This window comes from Paenibacillus sp. 1A_MP2, assembly GCF_052244825.1.
Classification (GTDB): domain Bacteria; phylum Bacillota; class Bacilli; order Paenibacillales; family Paenibacillaceae; genus Paenibacillus; species Paenibacillus vandeheii.
Window position 1 is genome coordinate 6,888,214 of the sequence record NZ_JBQQCS010000001.1, and the last position, 19,232, is coordinate 6,907,445.

The window sequence follows — 19,232 nt, forward strand, 5'->3', positions numbered from 1 at the left end:
CATCCATGATTCATTACAAGATATCCTTCCCATGGACCCTACTTTTACGGATATAGCAAAAACGGCTTCCGCCGCTCCTTCCATTCCTCTGCTTGAACTCTCCACGATTTAATTAAGCCAATTACTTTCTCCCGGTCATGAATGATTTCCCTAACTTCCCTGCCTCCGGTCAGCAAATCAATAAAATAGCGCGAACCTGACTGTGGTGGCTCCAACCATTGAAATTGCTCTGGATAAAGCGAAGCCAGTTCATGCAAAAGGATCAATCCTGTATCTACTGGTCGGAATACGCTGCTGTCCGTTACGAATATCCTTACACCCCCGCACAACTCTCCTGCATGTTTGGAAAAGGTCGGCGACATGTACACGGGGTGCACATGCACTCCCTCCAAATGGTAATCACGAAAACGTTCCGCCAGTCGTTCACCATCTACCCACGGTGCTCCAATCCACTCGAATGGGCGGGTCGTACCTCTGCCCTCCGAGACATTGGTACCTTCAAACAGACATGTACCCGCATACACCCGCACACTGTCCAGTGTGGGCATATTGGGAGAAGGCAGCATCCAGGGCAAATCACAGTCCGTAAACTCCATAGAGCGCTGCCAGCCTGCCATCATAATTACATCCAGTTCGCAGGGCACCTCCATCTCACTGTTCACCAGCAGGGCCAACTCACCGACCGTCAATCCGGTGCGGACGGGGACACGCCAAGCGCCAACGAGCGATTCATAGCCCGTGCTCAGCACGCCGCCTTCCACCGCATCCCCGCCCAACGGATTGGGACGGTCCAACACGAGCAGTCGTTTGCCCGTTTCAGCACAGGCCTGCATCATGTGAAACAAGGTCGATTCATAGGTGTAATACCGGACACCCACATCCTGGATGTCATACAATACGGTATCCACCCCAGCCAGCATTGCAGGCGTGGGTTTCTTATGCTCCCCATAAAGGCTGAACACCGGAATACCTAACTTTGAATGCATCGTATCCCCAAATCGGACACCAGCCTGAAGTTCACCATCCAGTCCATGCTCACAAGCATAGAGCGCCGTAAGTTGGGTATTTGCCAACCCGGCACAAACATCCACCGTAGAGATAAAATCCGCGGTAATTCCGGTCGGATTCGTTATCAGGCCAATACGTGCATCCGTTAACCATGGGTGAGAGAGCCCTCCCGACAGAAGATCAACTCCAGTTCTGACGACCATTACACATTCCCCTGGCTGATCCACCCTGTATGCTGGTGGTCATTGCCGCCAGATGAAGCTGGTTCCTCTTCGGGTTCCAGTACATTAAGGGCGACCTTATACTGATAGATGGCAAACATGCCCGCGAACAGTGCACCGTATCCAACAACCGTCAGCATCAGCAGAGCCGTCAGACACAGCGCCTGAAAACAGGCTCCCATCGTGTACCCCGGATGACGGAAGAATAACTTCACACTTTCCCCCATCGCCTGAATGATGCCCATGTTCTTTTGCAAAACGAGCTGCCAGGTATAGAACTGCGACATTAGCGCCATAAGGACGAAGAACGTTTGGAACATACTCACCGCTGTACCTGTAACCCCGCCCTGTCCGCCGTAATACCACCAGGTTGACCACAGAATGAAGCCAAGCACCGCGAAAAGCACACCTACTGCCCCTCCCGGGATGAATCCCTTCTTAGTTCCGTTCCAGATATCCTTGAGCCCATTGCGGCGTTCCTTGCGTTCCAGCCTGTGATGCACGGCATAACTGACGCCGAATAGGATTGGCATATAAATCACGGCCAAAAGCAGCACCGCGATCGGTAGGGAGCAAACATCAGAATGGGCACCATTATGATGGAGCTAACAACACTGTACAGGGCCACCGGAATAATATCCCGATAGATTTCCGCCCCAGACTTGACCAACACTTCACTCAGCTTACGCATTTTTATTCTCCCTTCTATATAAACTGGACTAAACATTTACACGATAACGGAGAAGGCAGAACCATTCCGGAGAAGCGAAACATTCAGCTGATATAGCTTATTCCCGTCCAATTGCCAGTTCCGTTTCCGGGTCAAAAAAGTGCGCCTTACGCAGGTCCAGTACAAAATTTTTGTCCATTCCTACATAAGCATGTGTTTCCGGGTGAACCTTGGCTGTAACGGTACGGGCACCGGAATGGAAATATACCAGATTCTCGGAGCCCAGATGCTCCACGACTTGAACCCGCGCCTGCAGCATATGGTCTGTCGGAATATTCGGAGCAACATCGTCACCAAAAATATGCTCTGGACGCAGACCCATAATCACCGGCTTCCCCTGATAGCTCTGAAGACGAGCGAGTACTTCCTCTGGCAAGGTGAATGATGCCCCATCCACGACAACCTGCGTGCCTTCAATTCGGGCATCAATGAAGTTCATCGCCGGGGAACCGATGAATCCGGCAACAAACATATTACGCGGACTCGCATATAATTCTTTCGGTGAAGCCACCTGCTGAATATCTCCATGATTCATGACCACAATGCGCTCCCCCAGTGTCATGGCCTCCACCTGATCATGCGTGACGTATACAATTGTGGCACCGAGCCGCTTATGCAGCTCGCCCAATTCTACCCGCATCTGCACCCGCAGCTTGGCATCCAGATTGGAGAGCGGTTCGTCGAACAGGAATACCTGCGGATCACGGACGATCGCCCGACCCACCGCCACACGCTGTCGCTGACCACCGGACAGCTCGCGCGGTTTGCGCTCCAGCATCGCTTCCAGCCCCAGAATGGAGGCCGCGTTCTGTACCTGTTCATCAATATAGGATTTTGGCTTTTTGAGGTTTTTCAGGCCAAAAGACAGATTTTCGCGGATCGTCATATGTGGATACAGCGCATAATCCTGAAATACCATCGCGATATCGCGATCCTTCGGATGCAGATCGTTCACAACCCGTTCCCCGATGACAATGTCTCCACTCGTCTGCTTTTCCAGTCCCGCAATCATCCGCAGTGACGTTGTCTTGCCACAGCCTGAAGGACCCACAAAAACCACGAATTCCTTATCTTCTATAACAAAGTCCAAACCGGCCACAGCCGTGAACGTTCCTTTATGATCGTCTTTGAATTCTTTGCGCACTTGGCGAAACTCCACGCGTGCCATAGGTAGATCCCCCTTTACGTTGTCGCTTGTCCTGAACTAAACGTTCACCTTAACCTTTAACTGCACCGATGGTAATACCCTGTAAGAAGTAGCGTTGCAGCGAGAAAAACAGAATAATCATCGGCAGCGCGCCAATCGTTGCCCCTGCCATCATTGCGCCGAAGTCCGTTGATTCGGCAAATACGAACGAGGCTAGCCCTACCTGAACGGTCCGCATCTCGTTGGAATTGGTAATCAGGAATGGCCAGAAAAATTCGTTCCATGAAGCGACAAACGTGAAAATCGCCAGTACCGCGATCCCCGGCTTTGCCATTGGCAGAATCACTTTCCAGAAGATGCCGAACTCGCTGCATGCATCAATACGTGCCGCATGAATCAGCGATGTAGGCAGCGTTGACATGAACTGTTTCATCAAGAAGATATTGCCCACGCTGACGGCAGCAGGCAGAATAATGGCCGTATACGTATCCCCAGGTCAAACACGTTGACCATCAGAATGTACAAAGGAATCAGCGTTACCTGTGCAGGAATCATCATCGTACCCAGCAGAGTCCAGAATACCGCCTGGCTCCCCGGAAACTTCAATTTGGCGAACGCATATCCCGCCAGGGAGGCGAAGAACACATTCGTCACGGTCAGAATGACTGCGATCAGCAGCGAGTTATATAGCCAGCGCCAGGCATCGGTTTTGGCAAAAAAACGCTCATATGGTGATAACGACAACTGCTCCGGAATCATCTGCGGTCTAAATGAAGCCGACATCGCGCTATCCTGCACCGAGCCAACGAGCATCCAGTACATCGGAATGACCGTCACCAGCGCCCAGGCCACCAGCAGAATGGATGCAACGACAAGCAGTGTCTTTTTCTGTGTTGATTTCATGGATTTCATTCACCCCCGGATGCTTAATGCAACGTGCTTAAAGCTTAGTACTCAATATCGCTGGAGAAATATTTGAACTGAATGACGGAGATGACAATGATGATGATCGCCAATACGAACGACTGTGCAGAAGCCAATCCGAATTCATAAAATTTGAATGCCGTCTCATATATCAGATAAGCAATCGTCGTTGTCGCAAAGTTCGGTCCACCCTGTGTCATCAGATATACCGAGATGAACACCTGGAAGGACGTAATCACACCCGTCACAAGCAGATACAGCGTCGTTGGTTTGAGCAGCGGCCATGTAATCTTGCTGAACTGGGTCCAGCCGCTGGCATGATCAATATCCGCCGCTTCGTACAGTGATTTCGGAATACCGCCCATGGCTGCCAGATACAGAATGATACCCGCGCCGTGCGATCCGAGCCAGTTCATCAGAATGAGTGAAAAGAGTGCCGTACCTGACTGACCCAGCCAGATTACCGGATCAAGGCCGAACAGGCCGAGGAAGCGGTTTAGCAGTCCCGAATCCGTCGGGTCAAAGATCGCCAGCCATACGATGGAGATGGTTACCCCGGATGCTACTGCAGGCAAGTACAACGTTGCTTTGAAAAAAGTCTGCCACTTGCTTTTCATCTGGAAGATGAAGTAGGACAGCACAAATGTAATAAGAATGTTGACCGGTACCGTACCCACAGTAAAGATAAGTGTGTTTTTAATCGACTTCCAGAACGTCTCATCCTTCACCAGTCGCTCGTAGTTGTCCAATCCAACCCACGTCGAATTCATGATGTTGTATTTCTGGAAGCTCATCACGAGAGCCGTCAGAACAGGATACAGTGTGAAAATGAGAAACAGCAGGACAGGCGCCAAAATGAACAAATACGCCCACCCGTAGTCTCGCCAAAACCGGGCAACCCGGGAAGTCCGGGGTACAGATGGTTTTGGCGCAAGGGCGGTCTGCATGGCGAATCCTCCTCTCCTAATCAGTGTGATTTTACGTTATGTTATATGGTCAGAGTTATTGTCCGAACATCTGCTGGCCTTTGTTCTTGAAGTCTTCTGCGATCTGCTCCGGTGTTTTCTCACCCGAGAACAGCGCCTGAATGTTAGGCTTCACAACCTGTTCCTTGAATTGTTTTTGCTGTGATGCTTTGTCGATATCCAGTTCCAGTACAACCGGCATAGCGATATTCTCTGCCATTACTTTCGCAGCAGCCAGATTATCCGGTTGACCAAGCTCTTTTCCTTTAAACAGATCCGCCTGGGATTGTCTTACGAATGGGAGCGCCAGTTCATTGGCCGAGTTTCCTGCTTTGGCACCACTAAGTGCCTCCATCACGAGGAATGTATTTTTGGCATGCTGTTCGCCTTTATCCTTCTTCTGCTTGAAAGCTACGTACCCTTCGCCGCCCATCGTTGCTGCCGCAGGTTGATCGTCGTTATGCGGTACAGGCAGCAGGACAAAATCAATTTTCTCCCCTTGTACCTTTCCGTCATCAATGTCCTTGTTGCGGTTCTGAATCATGACATCATAATAAGGAATCGCTTTGGAGATGATTGCCGTTTCACCCGCGTAGAACATATCCGTCCGTTTTGCTGGAGCAAGAGCTGCCGTTTCCTTCGGCATATAACCTTGATCCATCAGGTTTTTGATAAAAGAGAGCGTATCCAGAATGCGTCCATCATTCCATTGGAACGTGCCGTCTTTGTCGAGAACGTCAATCATGCCGTTGTTTCGGGACAGCATTTCAATGAAATCAAGCGAGGTTCCGTCGGTCACCAGTGCATACTGTTTAGCCCCGCCATCCAGCGTTTTCGTCAGCTTGGCTGCGGTAGCGTTGAATTCGGACCAGGTCCAGCCATTTTGCTGAATGGATTTCCAGTCAATACCCGCTTCCTCCAGAATGCGTTTGTTGCCACCCCATGCCCATTGGAATTGATACAACGGCAGTCCGTACTGCTTCCCTTGGATCTGGCCCAATTCAAGCGTACCCGGCAGATAGTCATCCTTGATCTCAGGTGTCAGGTAGCTATCCAACTCAAGCGCCAACCCCGTATTTACATATGTGCCGTCTACACTATGAAAGTAAAGATCCGGCGGGTTGCCCGCGTTCAGAGCGACATCGAATTTTTTGGGCCCTTCCGCCCAGGAGAGCATTTCCGTCTTCACGGTAATGTTCGGGTGTTCTTTATTGAAATCAACGATCAGATCCTTCAGTTCATCTTCATACGTCCCATGCACCGGATAAGTCCATACCGTCACGGTATCTTCCGCATTGGGATCATCTGAAGCAGCACCACCGCTATTCCCGCAGGCAGTAACCCAGACCATCATCAACAACATTGCCCATACCAGACCCTTCTTTTTCATCCCTTCATCTCCTTCGCGTGTCGTCTCCCAATTATTGCATTGCCTAACCATGCTACCCCTTTTGAAATCATCCATCCTTAAACGGCATAACTGACTAATGAGCGTGGCAGTAAGGAAAATGCACCTCCCTTATGGATTAGACCTGAACGTACACAGGATTAATCTCTTAAATGCAATATTAACGTCAACTTAGTTGACATCAACCGTATTAATTCCTTCCAAAATTGTAGATTGAATTCATTATATGAGCTATGAAATAAAAATTCAACATTATTTTTTATTCTAAAATTTAATTTTACTTTTTCTTTTTATGCCTCTATACTATGTAAAAAGAAAACTCAAGCAAGCGAGGTGAGCCACTTTGCGAGTATATGTTGGCGTAGATGGAGGCGGTACCAATACTGATGCAGCAATCATTTCTGAATCTGGAGAAATTCTTGCCCGGCTCAGCGGCGGTCCCACGAACCCTCACAGCGTACCACCTGAACAGGCCCTTTCTGAATTGCAACGAGTGCTGGAACAGCTATTTAATCTAGTAAGTGATTTATCGACAAATTGTGAAGGTATATGCCTTGGAATGTCAGGTATTGATACGATCCAAGAACGGCAACTTATAGCCGACGCAGTAAATAATTATATGAAGAACAGTAATCGACACAAATCAGATGCCTGCCCAGTCTGGGTTGTATCCGAAGGAGAGATCGCCCTGATGGCCTCTCTCGGACATACTCACGGTGTATTGTGCATCTCTGGAACAGGGTCTATCGTGTACGGTTTCACGCTGGAAGGAGAACGATACCGGGCAGGAGGCTGGGTCATCTGCTCGGAGATGAGGGGAGTGGCTATCGCATTGGACAACGTGCACTGCAAGTAATCATGCAGAGCTATGACGGCGTTCTTCCTCCAACCGGTTTAACTCCGCTTCTTATAAAGAAGCTGAACCTTCAGGATATATCAAAACTTAAGGCACGGGTGTATCAGTCGGACTGGGGCAAAACCGAGACCGCGTCCATCGCCCGTCTTGCTATAGAAGCTGCTGAATCCGGGGATGAGGCTGCCCGGGCGCTGATCATCGATGAAGCCGGACAATTGGCAATTACGGCAAAAGCACTGATTGCCCGTCATCCCGAATTTGCAACCACTCAGATTGTCTTGTCCGGATCACTGTTCCGATACGCTGCGCTTTTCCGAAATACATTTATCCAGAAGCTGTCAGGATATTATGAAGAATTGGACTTTGTATATCGTGAAGATGCCCCTGCTCCAGCGGTAGGTGCAGCACAACTGGCAAGAAGACGCTGTTCCTTGAAAGAATCATTTTAAAAGAGAGAAGGAGGCCATACGGATGAACCACATGCTGAACTCATTATTAACGGAACAACCCAATCCACTAACGGATCATATAGATGAATTGCCCTCAGCAGAAATTATGGAACTGATTAATAAGGAAGATCAACGGATTGCGGAGCTGATTCAGCCCCTGATCCCGGTCATTGCCCAAGCGGCGGACCGAATCTTGGAGGCATTTCAGTCCGGCGGCAGGCTGTTCTATGTAGGTGCAGGCACCAGTGGACGATTGGGAATACTTGACGCTTCGGAGTGCCCGCCTACCTACGGAACCCCTCCCTCCATGGTACAGGGTATTATTGCAGGGGGATTTCGGGCGGTGAAGGACCCGGTGGAAGGTGCTGAGGATAGCGAGGAATTGGGGGCTGCAGACCTGGATGAGCATGGAATAGACGAAAACGATGTCGTGGTTGGTATCGCAGCCAGTGGGCGAACGCCATATGTGCTTGGTGCGATGAGACACGCCAAGGAGATCGGAGCTACTGTGATCAGCCTGAGTAACAACGCAGGTACACCAATGACCCTTTTGGCTGATGTAAGCATTGAGGCTGTTGTCGGCCCGGAGGTTGTCATGGGGTCAACACGCATGAAGGCAGGCAGCGCCCAGAAGATGATTCTGAACATGCTGACCACTACCGCCATGATTCGTCTGGGCAAGGTATATCGTAATTTCATGGTCGATCTGAACCCTTCCAACCAAAAGCTTGTCCATCGGGCCAAACGCATGATCCATCTGGCAACCGGAGCGAACGAAGCGGACATTGAACAGGCCTTTGCCGGCGCAGACGGTCATGTGAAAACGGCAATCGTTATGCTGATGGCAGGCGTGGACGCCGTGGAAGCTCAGCGCAGACTGGATCTGGCTGACGGATTCGTCCGCACCGCCATTATGGGGCCTTCCTGAACCATGCAGGGCAAATAGCCTTTGAAGTTGAAAGAGCCCGATATAGGTGTCCGGGCTCTCTTTTTGATTTTTTCATACTACAAGCGGATATCATCCGTCAAAAAAACCCCTCCTGTATAAACAGAAAGGGATTCAAATCGTTCAAATTCACTTATGCTCCAGAATAGCCTGCCGGCTCTTCTCCAAATATTCCACCGACTGGTTGTAGTCGCGGCTGGCAATCGCCAGATACAAAATGTCGATCACGTTCAGCTGTGCGATGCGTGACGAAGTTGCTCCGCTCCGGATATCGCTTTCGGTGGAAGTAATCATCAGGGGTACATCCGCCAGACTGCTGAGCTTATTACTCCCCACTTGGTAATGCTAATCGTTGCAGCGCCGCCTTCACGAGCATGCTTCAGACAGGAGATCACGTTCGAAGTCTCCCCTGAATACGAGATACATACCACCGCATCATCTTCGCGAAGCGTCGTTGCGGACGAAATCTGCATATGCGGATCGGCGAACGAAAAGCTTGTACGATTGATTCGCATGAACTTGTAGTGTGCATCCAGCGCAATCAGGTTGGAGGCCCCCACCCCATAGAAAAAGATCCGTTTCGCCCGATGAAGCACATCCACTGCCTTTTCCATCAGACGTGGATCCAAAATATGAACCGTATCCTTCACCGATTGAATATTGTTTGCGGACACATGCTGAATAATGCTCTCCATGGAGTCCTGGGGACGAATCTCCGTATATTGATATTGTTCACCTGTCTGCAAATCTCCGGCAATCTTCAGCTTCAGCTCCTGAAAACCCGTTACACCCAGTGATTTGCAGAGACGGATAATGGCAGCCGGGCTGCCACCGCTCCGTTCAGACAGCTGTGCCACCGAGGACTGAACCGTTTCTTGGGGATGATCGAGAATGTAGGCTCCGATCTTCCGTTCCGACGGAGTCAAGTCATCCATTAATGCGCGTAAACGTACAAGTCCACCCTTCATGCCTTCCATCCGCTCCTCCTTTCCGTACTGCCTTCATGTACAAGCATTTTATCCTATAATTGCAATGGAGTCTAATCGGTTAAACGCTCTTGCATAGCCAAATCATTCAAAAACCAGGACTCACTACAGTGTCAGATTGCCCGATATTACTGCGTGTTTCGCGCCGGTTACTGCTGGGAGTGTGTTGGTTCTGCCCATAAGTGCCTCATGGCCAAGGAGGGCAAAACCGATCGCTTCGCGGGCATCATCCGGTATGCCATAATCCGCGGTACGTTCCAAACGAATGCCTCCCGGTAGTCGCTGACGGATCATCTCCATTAACGTGGCATTGGAAGTGCCACCTCCGCAGGCGAGCATGGCCGATATTTGCACCTTCGGCAGGATAAAATCCTCCACTGCCCGCACGATCGTCTCCGCAGTTAGACAGGTGGCGGTAGCCAGCGTATCTTCCAGGGATAAGGAACGCGCAGCAGCCATCTCCATTAGGCGCGCTGCATATGCCGCACCGTACACTTCACGTCCCGTGCTCTTGGGAGGGAGCCTTTTGAAATAATCATCGTCCATACACAGATCCACCAGACCCTGATCAAACGTCCCTTGAGCGGCCATGCTTCCATTCGGATCATAATGCTGCCGCCCACCTGTCGCCTGGCGTACAATCGCGTCCATCACCATATTCCCGGGTCCCGTATCAAAAGCCGAGATACCTTCGGCAGATGACGCTGCCGGGAGCACCGTGACGTTGCCAATGCCGCCGATATTTTGTACCAGCCGCCCTTCCGTTGGGCTACGAAACATTAACGCATCGGCGTAAGGTGTGAGAGGCGCTCCTTCCCCGCCAGCCGCCATATCCCGTGCCCGCAGATTACCGATCACTGGCAGGCCCGTTCGTTCACGTACAACGGCGCATTCGCCAATCTGGAGCGTGGACACCACGGGAAGGCTCCCGCCAGTTGGCCCCGGAAAATCCGAAGCAACAGGTGCGTGCCATACGGTCTGCCCGTGCATGCTGATCGCATCCACCTGCCCGGATGAGATTCCTGAGGATCGAATAAGCGCTGTGACACTGTGTGCATACCACTCCGATACGCCAAAATGTGCAGCTGTCAGCTCATCCACGCGTGCCGTCTCCGGTGAGCATAGTCGAATCAGCACTTCTCTCAATTCATTGGAGTACGGTACGCAGACGAAGTCAACCAGATCGATCTTTTGCAATGCCCCGCTGTCATCTGTCAGAATCCGCATCAATGCTGCATCCGTCCCGTCGAGGGACGTGCCTGACATCAATCCAATGATATAATGCTCCCGTTTCAAGCGATATTGCTCCCACATCGGATAGCTGCCTGTATCCATCCATTCACAACCTCCCGCCAGACCCGATGAACACGTCATCCTGCCATAATTCCACCCAGTATATGATATAAAATTTCACAAGTCAAATATTTTATGAAATTAAATTACATCCTTCCAACCATAGCTAGTCTTTGTCTGAACTGGAATCCTCACGACATGCTTTCAATAAATAAAAATAGATAAATAACGATCAAAAAAGAAACATTTTTACAATTTTACCGTTTATATAATGGAGGTATATTTTGGAATAGAAATATAGAACGAAAATAGTAGAGGTGCATAATGAAAAAAACGATTTTACTCCTGTTTTTGAGCCTGTTTTTTCTAGCTTTACTCCCTAGCCAGGGAAACGCCGCTGCAAGCACGTCGAAAATCTTCTTGGACGGCGAGGAATTAATCCTCCCAAGTGACGTTCAGGTGACCATTGTAAATAAGAATGTGATGATTCCGATTCGTGTCGTTGCCGAAAACTTGAAATTCAAAGTGGATTGGAATCAAAATGTACGTAATGTAAAGATTCAGCAAAATGACAAGACGATTTCTTTAACCGTTGATCAAAAGCAAGCCATGGTTGCGGACAAGCAAGTCACCCTGAACACAGCCCCACTCATTTTGAATAACACCATGGTGGTACCCATTCGATTTGTCAGTGAACAAATGGGACTCAATGTGAAATGGAACAACAAGGAAAAGATTGTATACTTAATCAACACCGACACCAGCAAGCAGCCCACAGATGAACCGGGTAACGCTTCAGGAAACGGCAGCCCAACATCGCTAACCCATGTTACGGATATCCAATTTGCTAACAATCAGCTCGTCGTGTCTATGGATGGTCAATCCAAACCCGTGATGACAACTTTGAAGAACCCCGATCGTCTGGTCGTGGATCTGCCCGGAGCAGTGTTCGGTGATCTATCACAACCTTTGAATCAAAACATGAATGGCAAATTGGATGTGGACGCATACCCCAATATAACGGAAGTTAGATATTCTCTTTTTAAACAAGACCCTGGTCAAGTCCGAATTGTCGTAGAATTGAATCATGTGAAGGATGTCCAATACAGCCAGAACCTGATTGCCGATAAACTGATTATTGATCTGAATGTTTCGGGCGATAACGTCACACCTGTTCCTGTCATTCCTGGAGGAGATTCAGGACGCAAGGTCGTTGTCATCGACCCAGGCCATGGTGGTAAAGATCCAGGAGCAACCAGCATCACCAACAAACCCGAGAAAGAATATAATTTGGCATTGGCTCTCAAAGTACAAGCACTGCTTCTCAATGAGCCGGATATCGAATTGGTGATGACTCGTGACGGTGATACTTATCCTACCCGCCCGGAGCGTGTTCAGCTCGCCAATCAATTAAACGCGGATGTATTTGTATCTATCCATGGCAATAATGTGGAGTCCTCACCCCAGGCGACAGGTACGGAGACGTTCTACTACCAACGCAGTAGCAGCAAAGAATTAGCCAATATCATTCACCAGCGTTTGGTTAAAGCCATGGGGCTCAAAGACCGTGGTGTGAAAAATGGTAACTTGGAAGTGATCAGAGACACGACCATGCCTGCAGTACTTTTGGAAGTGGGATTCCTGAGTAATGTTCTGGATGAAGAACTAATGTCATCCGATGTCGTTCAGATGAAAGCCGCTCAAGCGATAGCAGATGGGATTAAGGAATACCTGGGTATAAATTAAAGGATAGAACATAATGTAAATACGCTAGAGGATGTGATCCATTGAAAACGAAATTGGGATGTGCACTCGTCTTATCCTTCTTCATGATTGTTGGCATTGGTTGTGCTCAGAAGCCAGTCAGTGAATCCGGATCGGCTGAACCTGCTGTTCAGGGGGGACAGTCACCAAACCCATCCGAAACCAAGGTGGACCTGGGCACAATGAACACACAAGCGGTTGATGTGTATTTCGCAGATTCACAGGTACTGGAACTGGAGAAAAAAGAGCAGGAAATTGAATATAAGGACGATTCCGAGAAATACAAAAAAACATTTGAAGCTTTACAAAACAATACTGATTCGGAGCTTGTATCCCTCTGGGAGAAGGTCGAATTGCTCTCCATACAGTACGGCGAGGGCAAAGTCACTCTGGATGTTCATATCCCGGATGAGGCCAAATTGGGAACCAGTGGCGAACTGCTTGCATTGGATGCACTGACCCAGACGATGTTTCAATATGATGAAGTAGAAAGTATTGATATCCTGGTGGACGGTGAAGCCCTGGACAGCTTGATGGGCCATTCAGAGCTGGAGCACCCTATTCAGCGCCAATCCTAATTTTAAAAAAGACACCGGATGATTCTCTCCTTGAATCATCTCCCTTGCATGATGAGAAGCATAATTTCTCATCATGCATTTTTATTTTTATAAAAATCAACATTCAAAAAGGCGTCTCCAGGGACGCCCTACATAGATCCAATCCTTATAAAATTCCTATCTACAGATACAGCTCATCTCCGGGAGATAGCGAATGCAGTATTTCCTTCCCCGAGACCCATTTTTCGCTGAGTAAGCCTTCTCTCAGTTTATCCGTCTCTGCCCGATCCGCATGCACAAGCACCGTATGCCTTGCAGGAACCTGGTGCAGCATCGTCTCAACATCCTTCCAGCCCTGGTGTACTTTATAACGTATTTTACGTACTTCGCACGCGCCATACTTTGCAGGATTATGAAAAAGCCTGTGAGCGTATGTGCCAGCAGAGACATGTCCGGTGAGCAGCACCAGATTATTTCCACCGTCGGCAAACTGGCTATAGTACCAGCGAGCAAGAGAGGACTGCATCATCCCGTCTGGAATGAACCACAAAGAAGCAGCATGGTGATTCAGTAGCCGCTCTCGTTCTTCCTTTGTCACAGGCAGCTCCCAACCTTGACCACTCAGAAAACGCCCAATCGCATCCTTCACAGAACCCGGTATGTGTTCTTCCTCTTCCTTTAACCAGTATGGAGCACGTAAAAGCTGCTTTAGTCCATCCACCAAGCCTTGTTCCACTACAATCGGAACGTCCAAGAACTGCTGCTGTGCCCACAGCATGATTTCCTGACCACGACCCACCGAAGGCATAGGCATCAGCACCTTTCCACCCGGGCAATCGCCTCACGGATGACATGCTCCAGTTGCTCCAGCTTGTTGCCCTGTGTATCGCGATCTGTACCGTATGCGGCATCCACAATCGCCAAATCCAGCAGGCTGATTGGAGTTGCTTTGGTCACTTCTGCTTCCTTCGATGTGGAATTGCCAAGCCGTTGCTCTACAAACCTTCCTGCTGATACCGATGATCGCAACACCCCTTCGGATGAAGCAGAGGCCAAGGTATGCGATGCGGATGGCTTTCCTGCCACAACATGCCCACCATTCACGGCGGTTAGTGTACCCAGCTTCCAACGTGTATCAACTGGAGCATCAAGACCCCGCTTGTTACGTGGTAACCTTGCCTGCCAGAACGCATCGGCTGGACAATCCTCCTGCAAAAGCATGGACTCCGACGTGTAGTCGCCGGAATAAAATATCCGCTTATCTTCCATTTCCAGCCCGAACCATACCGATCCGGCAAGGTGTCCACTGCGCCCCCAGACCGCCGAGACGCCAGGGAAAAGTTCAAACCAGGTTCCACCCTCGGCTTCATCCTCCAGAAACCGATACCGAATCAATTGTTCATCGCCTTCTTCGTAAGGCAGGGCATGCCCTGCTCGCTCCATATTCCTGCGCCAAGCTCTGAAATAGGTGTCCAGCTGCTCCCTGGTTTCCCGCGTCGTCCATACTTCGCCCTGATATCCCAGCCTATAGAGCAAGGGAATAGCGACAGAATGATCCTCATGGGCGTGAGACAACAGCACTACATCCAGCTTCTTGACAATTTCCGGTTCGATCAGCGGGTACTCGCCAGCTCCTTCTTTTTCACGCCACAATCCAGTAAAAGCTGAACCCGGCTCCCACTCAGCAGATAGGCGGAACGTCCATGTTCCCCAGCACCGCCCCATACCTTCAGTTTGATCATGATGCATTCCACTTTCTCTTCGAATTCAGAACTTCAATACCAAGCAGCATCAGTACCGTCATGCCGACAGTAACCACGGCCATCGCCATCCCCAATGAGACCTGACCTTGTTCAAACTGTGCAAAAATATACGTAGCCGAGGTCTGCATCGATGGAGGTAAAATCAACAGCGACCCTACCAGTTCCCGAGTGGCAATCGTGAATGTCATCATCCACCCGGCCAGCATGCCAGGAATGATCAGTGGTAGAAGAATGCGCCGCAGAATATACAGCGGCTTTCCGCCAAAGACCTGACCCGCTTGGAATAACGTTCCGTCAATCTGGGTGAAGCTTGATTTGACATACTGCACCGTGTACGGCAAGAAGAGCACCACATACGTCAGAACAACCATTCCGTACGAGTTGTACAACATGAACGGCATCCATGGTGAATTCCAGAAGAGGATCAGACCCACCACCATGACAATGCCTGGTACCGTATTCGGCAGCAGACTGAACAGATCAATGACACGCTGCATAAAGGAAGATGACTTACCAATCGTCAGTGCAAAACCTGTACCGATAATAACCGCAACCGTCGAAGCTGCCAGTGACAGTCCCAGACTGTTCCCGATTGCTTTCATACTGACCGATCCCCAGGACAGTAATTCCCGGTAATGATCCAGCGTCAGATTATCGAAGGATAATCCCGCCCACGCAGCTTCATCGTCGACGCCGCAATGATCGAGAAATACGGAATGCCCACTGACAGAATTAGCAGCAACGCGAGATACAACCCGCACAACCAGCCCGCTCCGCCTCGTAGGGAGTACCGTTTGGAACGCTGCCCTTTGCCCCTACCAGACGGTATGTGAACTTGCGACTCATGGCAGACTGCATGTACCACATCACCAGACAGACCGACAGCAGCACGGAAGCGAGCGAAGTCGCCTTGCCAAAATCAATCGGCCAACTGGAGATATACTTGTGGATTTCAGAGGTCATGACATAGTAGCCAATCTTGCGTCCAAAGGTTGCTGGCGTTCCGAATTCTGCAATCGTTTTAACAAAGACGAGCATGATCCCCATGCCATAGGAAGACAACAGCAGTGGTAAAATAATGCGTCTGAATCGGTATCCCGCACGTCCCCCGTGCACCGCTCCCGCTTCTTCCAGATTGCCTCCAATACGAATGATTGCATCCCGAAGCAACAAGTACAGGAAGGGGAACAGGTGCAGACTCATAATGAGCACCATGCCCCAGAAGCTGAAGAACAGCTCACTCCAGCTTGCAGCGGAGGGCACCCATTGCTGCAGGTATCCCCCTTTTGCATAAACAGAATCCAGCCCATAGAGCCGATATATGGCGGAGTCATGAACGGAATCATGAGGATTACGTCCACCCAGCGATGCTGTCCCATGCGGGTCTTCGCCATCATCCAGGCCAGTGGCAATGCCAGCAGCGTTGTTACAGCTACTACGCAGATCCCCAGCCAGACGGAATTCAGCAGCACCCCGGATAAATGCTGTCCGGTAATGGTCCGAATCGGAGCCATCCAATCCCATTGCCCGTCCGGATACACACTTTGCCAGAAAATCAGCAAGAGCGGTACACCAATGCTTATCATTAGCAGAAAGAGGGCCAGAATCACGCCCACTCTCCGAAAAATACGGTTGTTGTCTACTACAACAGGTTTCACTACGATTTCACCTCACATGACTTCCACAAGACAATCGTCTCTTCACTCTAGTTGCTCAATTTGCTCGTCATTCTAATCTGCTTATTTAAAAGTCTCGGAGAAACGTGCCGCTGTCTCATCTCCGTGTTCACTCATCCAGTTCCAATCCACTTTAAGCTGTGGGATGTCTTTCAGATTCGCCCGGTTAGTCGCCTCGATGTCTTCACGTCCAGGAATCAGATAAGCATCTGCAACGAGCTTTTGTGCTTCATCGGACAACAGGTAGTCGATAAACGCCTTGGCATTCTCTACATTCTTACTTGATTTCAGGATCGCTGCTGGTCTCGGACTGATTACAGTCCCTTCCTCTGGATATACGATGTCCAGTGGTTCACCTTTGGCTTTGGAGGAATACGCCATGTAATCCACGCCAGCTGCTACGATGCTTTTCGCTCCGGTAATAACCGGATCAAGCGCTTCCTGATTCGCTCCTGCCATCGCTACACCATTTGCTTTGTAGCTTTCCAGCAAGTCCCAGCCCTTATCTCCGTTCGCACTCAGGTATCCTGTAATGAAATCAAGCGCCGAACCAGACAGCGTAGGATCCGGGATGTTGACTAGGTCCTTCCAGGCAGGTGTTGCAAGTTCAGCCCAACTGGTTGGTGGCGTGGACACCAGCTTGGTGTTGTAGACAATTCCGAGTGCAGAAGCACTGGAGCTAAAATAGTTACCTTCAGCATCCGACCAATCTTTGTTCAGCTTGTCTGCATTCTCGGCATCTGCATACGGGAGTGTCAGACCATCCGCTTTCAGTGCTTGTGCCGAAGGCAGGGAGGCCAGGATAACGACGTCCGCTACCGGATTGGATTTCTCAGCTTCCATGCGAGCCAGAATTTTACCTGTTGTACCCTGGAACATCTCCACTTCAATGCCCGTCTTGGCTGTAAATCCGCTGATGATGTTATCCGCCAGCTTCTGTGGTCCTGCACTGTACAAAACCAGCTTGCCGCCGGCTGGTTTTGTTGTTTCCGCCGATGCAGTAGCCGCACTGCCTTCCCCTGCAGCTTGCCCCGCATTCCCGGTGGTTGAATTACCTGTGCTGCATCCGAACAAACTGATACTCATTACCGCTGATAATAACAGCATCGCGCTTCTTTTCCGTGTTTTCATACCCAACATTTCATTCCATCTCCCTTGGTTTCTGATTATATTTTTATTCAAGTTTCTGCAAAATCACGCTGTCTACGCTGTTTACACTATGGTTGCTATGGTGGTTATGTTTGTTTGCTATCGACACCAACACATGCCTCTCTTTATGAGACTGAACGGTGATATGATCTCAGGAAGGTACGTTTCCTTCATAATTCACTTTCTAAAAGTTACACTTCCTTGGTAATCTGTTTCATTACTTAATGATTTGATCCTCTTCATGGCCCATTTCCTGATCCGTGACCTTTATACTCATCATGATCAGTTGGCTGCTGCGATGAACTCTCTCGGCTTCACTTTAGGAGTGTCTTCCCCATTCATTCGGCAGATCCGCTCCGGGGATACATAGAGCTGAATCTTCTCCCTACACGCACTCTTTGATCCAGATAGGCTGTCCATACCCCCAGCCCTTCCATCTGCACCCGAATTTCATAACGTTCTCCTACATAACTGACGCTGAGCACCACGGCCTGATAACACAGATCATCATGACCTGTTTTGTTCCAGGAGACATGTTCCGGTCTCACCATGGACTGATTGGGCGTAAGCCAGTTGGACTTTCCGATAAACGAAGCAACAAAGGGATCACTTGGCGATCCGTAGATCGTTTCCGGGGTTCCTTTTTGCAATATCCGCCCCTTCTCCATCACCACAATCTCATCCGACATCGACATCGCCTCAACCTGATCATGGGTGACATACAGCGCTGTCAGTCCCATATCCCGCACCAATGACATCATCTCAATCCGCATCTCTTCCCGCAGCACGGCATCCAGTGCACTTAGCGGCTCATCGAACAGGATAATCCCCGGTCTCACCGCTACCGCTCTGGCAAAAGCAACCCGCTGCTGCTGTCCTCCCGACAGCTGATGAGGATAGCGATCCTCCATGCCTTGCAGGCGAACCATGCCAAGTGCTTCGGTCACCTTCTGACGCAGATCCGATTTTTGCTTTCCGGCCTTCAGGCCGAACGCCACATTTTCGTACACCGTCATATGCGGCCATAATGCAAAATCCTGAAACACCATGCCCAGATTACGCTTATGTGTCGGTACATCTATCCGCTTCGTCGCTGAGTAGAAACTCTTGCCATCCGCGACGATTTCTCCCGCATCCGGCTGCTCCAGCCCGGCCAGCATGCGCAGCAGTGTCGTTTTGCCGCAGCCGGATGGGCCGAGCAGCGTCGTAAACTGTCCATGCTGAAGCGTTAAATCCGTGGGCAGCAGTGCGGGAGTGCGATTGAATGATTTTTGAATTCCCGTAATTTCCATTTTCATAAGCATCCCTGCCTGTCTTCTTGTACTGTTCTCAGTCTAACGTCCGCTTTCGCGAGTTGTATGTTAGAAATGTAAAATTGGAATTAACTTTT

General features: G+C 49.9%; 14 protein-coding genes and 4 pseudogenes. 4 read left to right on the forward strand and 14 right to left on the reverse strand.

The window, feature by feature from the left end; all coding sequences use genetic code 11:
* Positions 1-44 precede the first annotated feature (44 nt).
* From ACTWJ7_RS33845 to ACTWJ7_RS33875, 7 genes and pseudogenes are all read right to left on the reverse strand, one after another.
* Positions 45-1,211 (reverse strand): exo-beta-N-acetylmuramidase NamZ family protein, encoded by a 1,167-nt coding sequence (locus ACTWJ7_RS33845; RefSeq protein WP_301882086.1) that lies wholly within the window; start codon positions 1,209-1,211, stop codon positions 45-47.
* Positions 1,211-1,762 carry a hypothetical protein gene (locus tag ACTWJ7_RS33850; protein ID WP_443146302.1) on the reverse strand — a complete coding sequence of 184 codons (552 nt, stop codon included), beginning with the start codon at positions 1,760-1,762 and terminating at the stop codon, positions 1,211-1,213. The genes ACTWJ7_RS33845 and ACTWJ7_RS33850 overlap by 1 nt, the downstream gene beginning before the upstream one ends.
* Positions 1,763-1,767: 5 nt before the next feature.
* Positions 1,768-1,920: a hypothetical protein gene (locus ACTWJ7_RS33855; protein WP_443146303.1), complete on the reverse strand. Its 153-nt coding sequence runs from the start codon at positions 1,918-1,920 to the stop codon at positions 1,768-1,770.
* Positions 1,921-2,017: 97 nt separating this feature from the next.
* A complete protein-coding gene (locus ACTWJ7_RS33860) occupies positions 2,018-3,127 on the reverse strand; it encodes an ABC transporter ATP-binding protein (protein WP_443146304.1) in 1,110 nt (369 codons plus the stop codon).
* Between the two features lie 49 nt (positions 3,128-3,176).
* Positions 3,177-4,009 (reverse strand): annotated as a pseudogene (locus ACTWJ7_RS33865) (carbohydrate ABC transporter permease).
* Positions 4,010-4,053: 44 nt separating this feature from the next.
* Positions 4,054-4,977, reverse strand: a complete 924-nt coding sequence (locus tag ACTWJ7_RS33870; protein ID WP_079348555.1) for a carbohydrate ABC transporter permease — start codon at positions 4,975-4,977, stop codon at positions 4,054-4,056.
* A 55-nt stretch (positions 4,978-5,032) separates the two neighbouring features.
* On the reverse strand, positions 5,033-6,385 hold the full coding sequence (locus ACTWJ7_RS33875; protein WP_301882088.1) for an ABC transporter substrate-binding protein: 1,353 nt from the start codon (positions 6,383-6,385) through the stop codon (positions 5,033-5,035).
* Positions 6,386-6,746: 361 nt separating this feature from the next.
* Here ACTWJ7_RS33875 and ACTWJ7_RS33880 point away from each other — a divergent pair.
* Both ACTWJ7_RS33880 and murQ read left to right on the forward strand, forming a co-directional pair.
* Positions 6,747-7,708: pseudogene (locus tag ACTWJ7_RS33880) on the forward strand (N-acetylglucosamine kinase).
* A 22-nt stretch (positions 7,709-7,730) separates the two neighbouring features.
* On the forward strand, positions 7,731-8,636 hold the full coding sequence (gene murQ / locus ACTWJ7_RS33885) for an N-acetylmuramic acid 6-phosphate etherase (RefSeq protein WP_301882092.1): 906 nt from the start codon (positions 7,731-7,733) through the stop codon (positions 8,634-8,636).
* A gap of 147 nt (positions 8,637-8,783) precedes the next feature.
* Here the strand turns inward: murQ and ACTWJ7_RS33890 are convergent.
* Positions 8,784-9,622 (reverse strand): annotated as a pseudogene (locus ACTWJ7_RS33890) (MurR/RpiR family transcriptional regulator).
* 123 nt (positions 9,623-9,745) lie between these two features.
* Complete coding sequence (locus ACTWJ7_RS33895; protein WP_301882093.1) at positions 9,746-10,975, reverse strand: anhydro-N-acetylmuramic acid kinase; 1,230 nt, start codon at positions 10,973-10,975, stop codon at positions 9,746-9,748.
* Between the two features lie 282 nt (positions 10,976-11,257).
* Between ACTWJ7_RS33895 and ACTWJ7_RS33900 the strand changes: the two genes are divergently transcribed.
* Both ACTWJ7_RS33900 and ACTWJ7_RS33905 read left to right on the forward strand, forming a co-directional pair.
* A complete protein-coding gene (locus tag ACTWJ7_RS33900; protein WP_301882095.1) occupies positions 11,258-12,679 on the forward strand; it encodes an N-acetylmuramoyl-L-alanine amidase family protein in 1,422 nt (473 codons plus the stop codon).
* Positions 12,680-12,720: 41 nt separating this feature from the next.
* The gene (locus tag ACTWJ7_RS33905; RefSeq protein WP_024632360.1) at positions 12,721-13,275 is read left to right on the forward strand and encodes a GerMN domain-containing protein; all 555 of its coding nucleotides are present in this window, start codon (positions 12,721-12,723) and stop codon (positions 13,273-13,275) included.
* 160 nt (positions 13,276-13,435) lie between these two features.
* Here ACTWJ7_RS33905 and ACTWJ7_RS33910 read toward each other — a convergent pair whose 3' ends face one another.
* The 5 genes and pseudogenes from ACTWJ7_RS33910 to ACTWJ7_RS33930 all read right to left on the reverse strand — a co-directional run bounded on the left by ACTWJ7_RS33910 (position 13,436) and on the right by ACTWJ7_RS33930 (position 19,140).
* Positions 13,436-14,068, reverse strand: coding sequence for a hypothetical protein (locus tag ACTWJ7_RS33910; protein ID WP_443146305.1), 633 nt, complete (start codon positions 14,066-14,068; stop codon positions 13,436-13,438).
* Positions 14,068-15,003 carry an MBL fold metallo-hydrolase gene (locus ACTWJ7_RS33915; protein ID WP_443146306.1) on the reverse strand — a complete coding sequence of 312 codons (936 nt, stop codon included), beginning with the start codon at positions 15,001-15,003 and terminating at the stop codon, positions 14,068-14,070. The genes ACTWJ7_RS33910 and ACTWJ7_RS33915 overlap by 1 nt, the downstream gene beginning before the upstream one ends.
* Positions 14,993-16,603, reverse strand: a pseudogene (locus ACTWJ7_RS33920) (ABC transporter permease). Before ACTWJ7_RS33920 ends, ACTWJ7_RS33915 begins: the two are co-directional and overlap by 11 nt.
* A gap of 153 nt (positions 16,604-16,756) precedes the next feature.
* Positions 16,757-17,833: an ABC transporter substrate-binding protein gene (locus ACTWJ7_RS33925; protein WP_301882100.1), complete on the reverse strand. Its 1,077-nt coding sequence runs from the start codon at positions 17,831-17,833 to the stop codon at positions 16,757-16,759.
* Positions 17,834-18,180: 347 nt separating this feature from the next.
* Positions 18,181-19,140, reverse strand: coding sequence for an ABC transporter ATP-binding protein (locus ACTWJ7_RS33930; protein ID WP_443146307.1), 960 nt, complete (start codon positions 19,138-19,140; stop codon positions 18,181-18,183).
* Between the last annotated feature and the right edge of the window lie 92 nt (positions 19,141-19,232).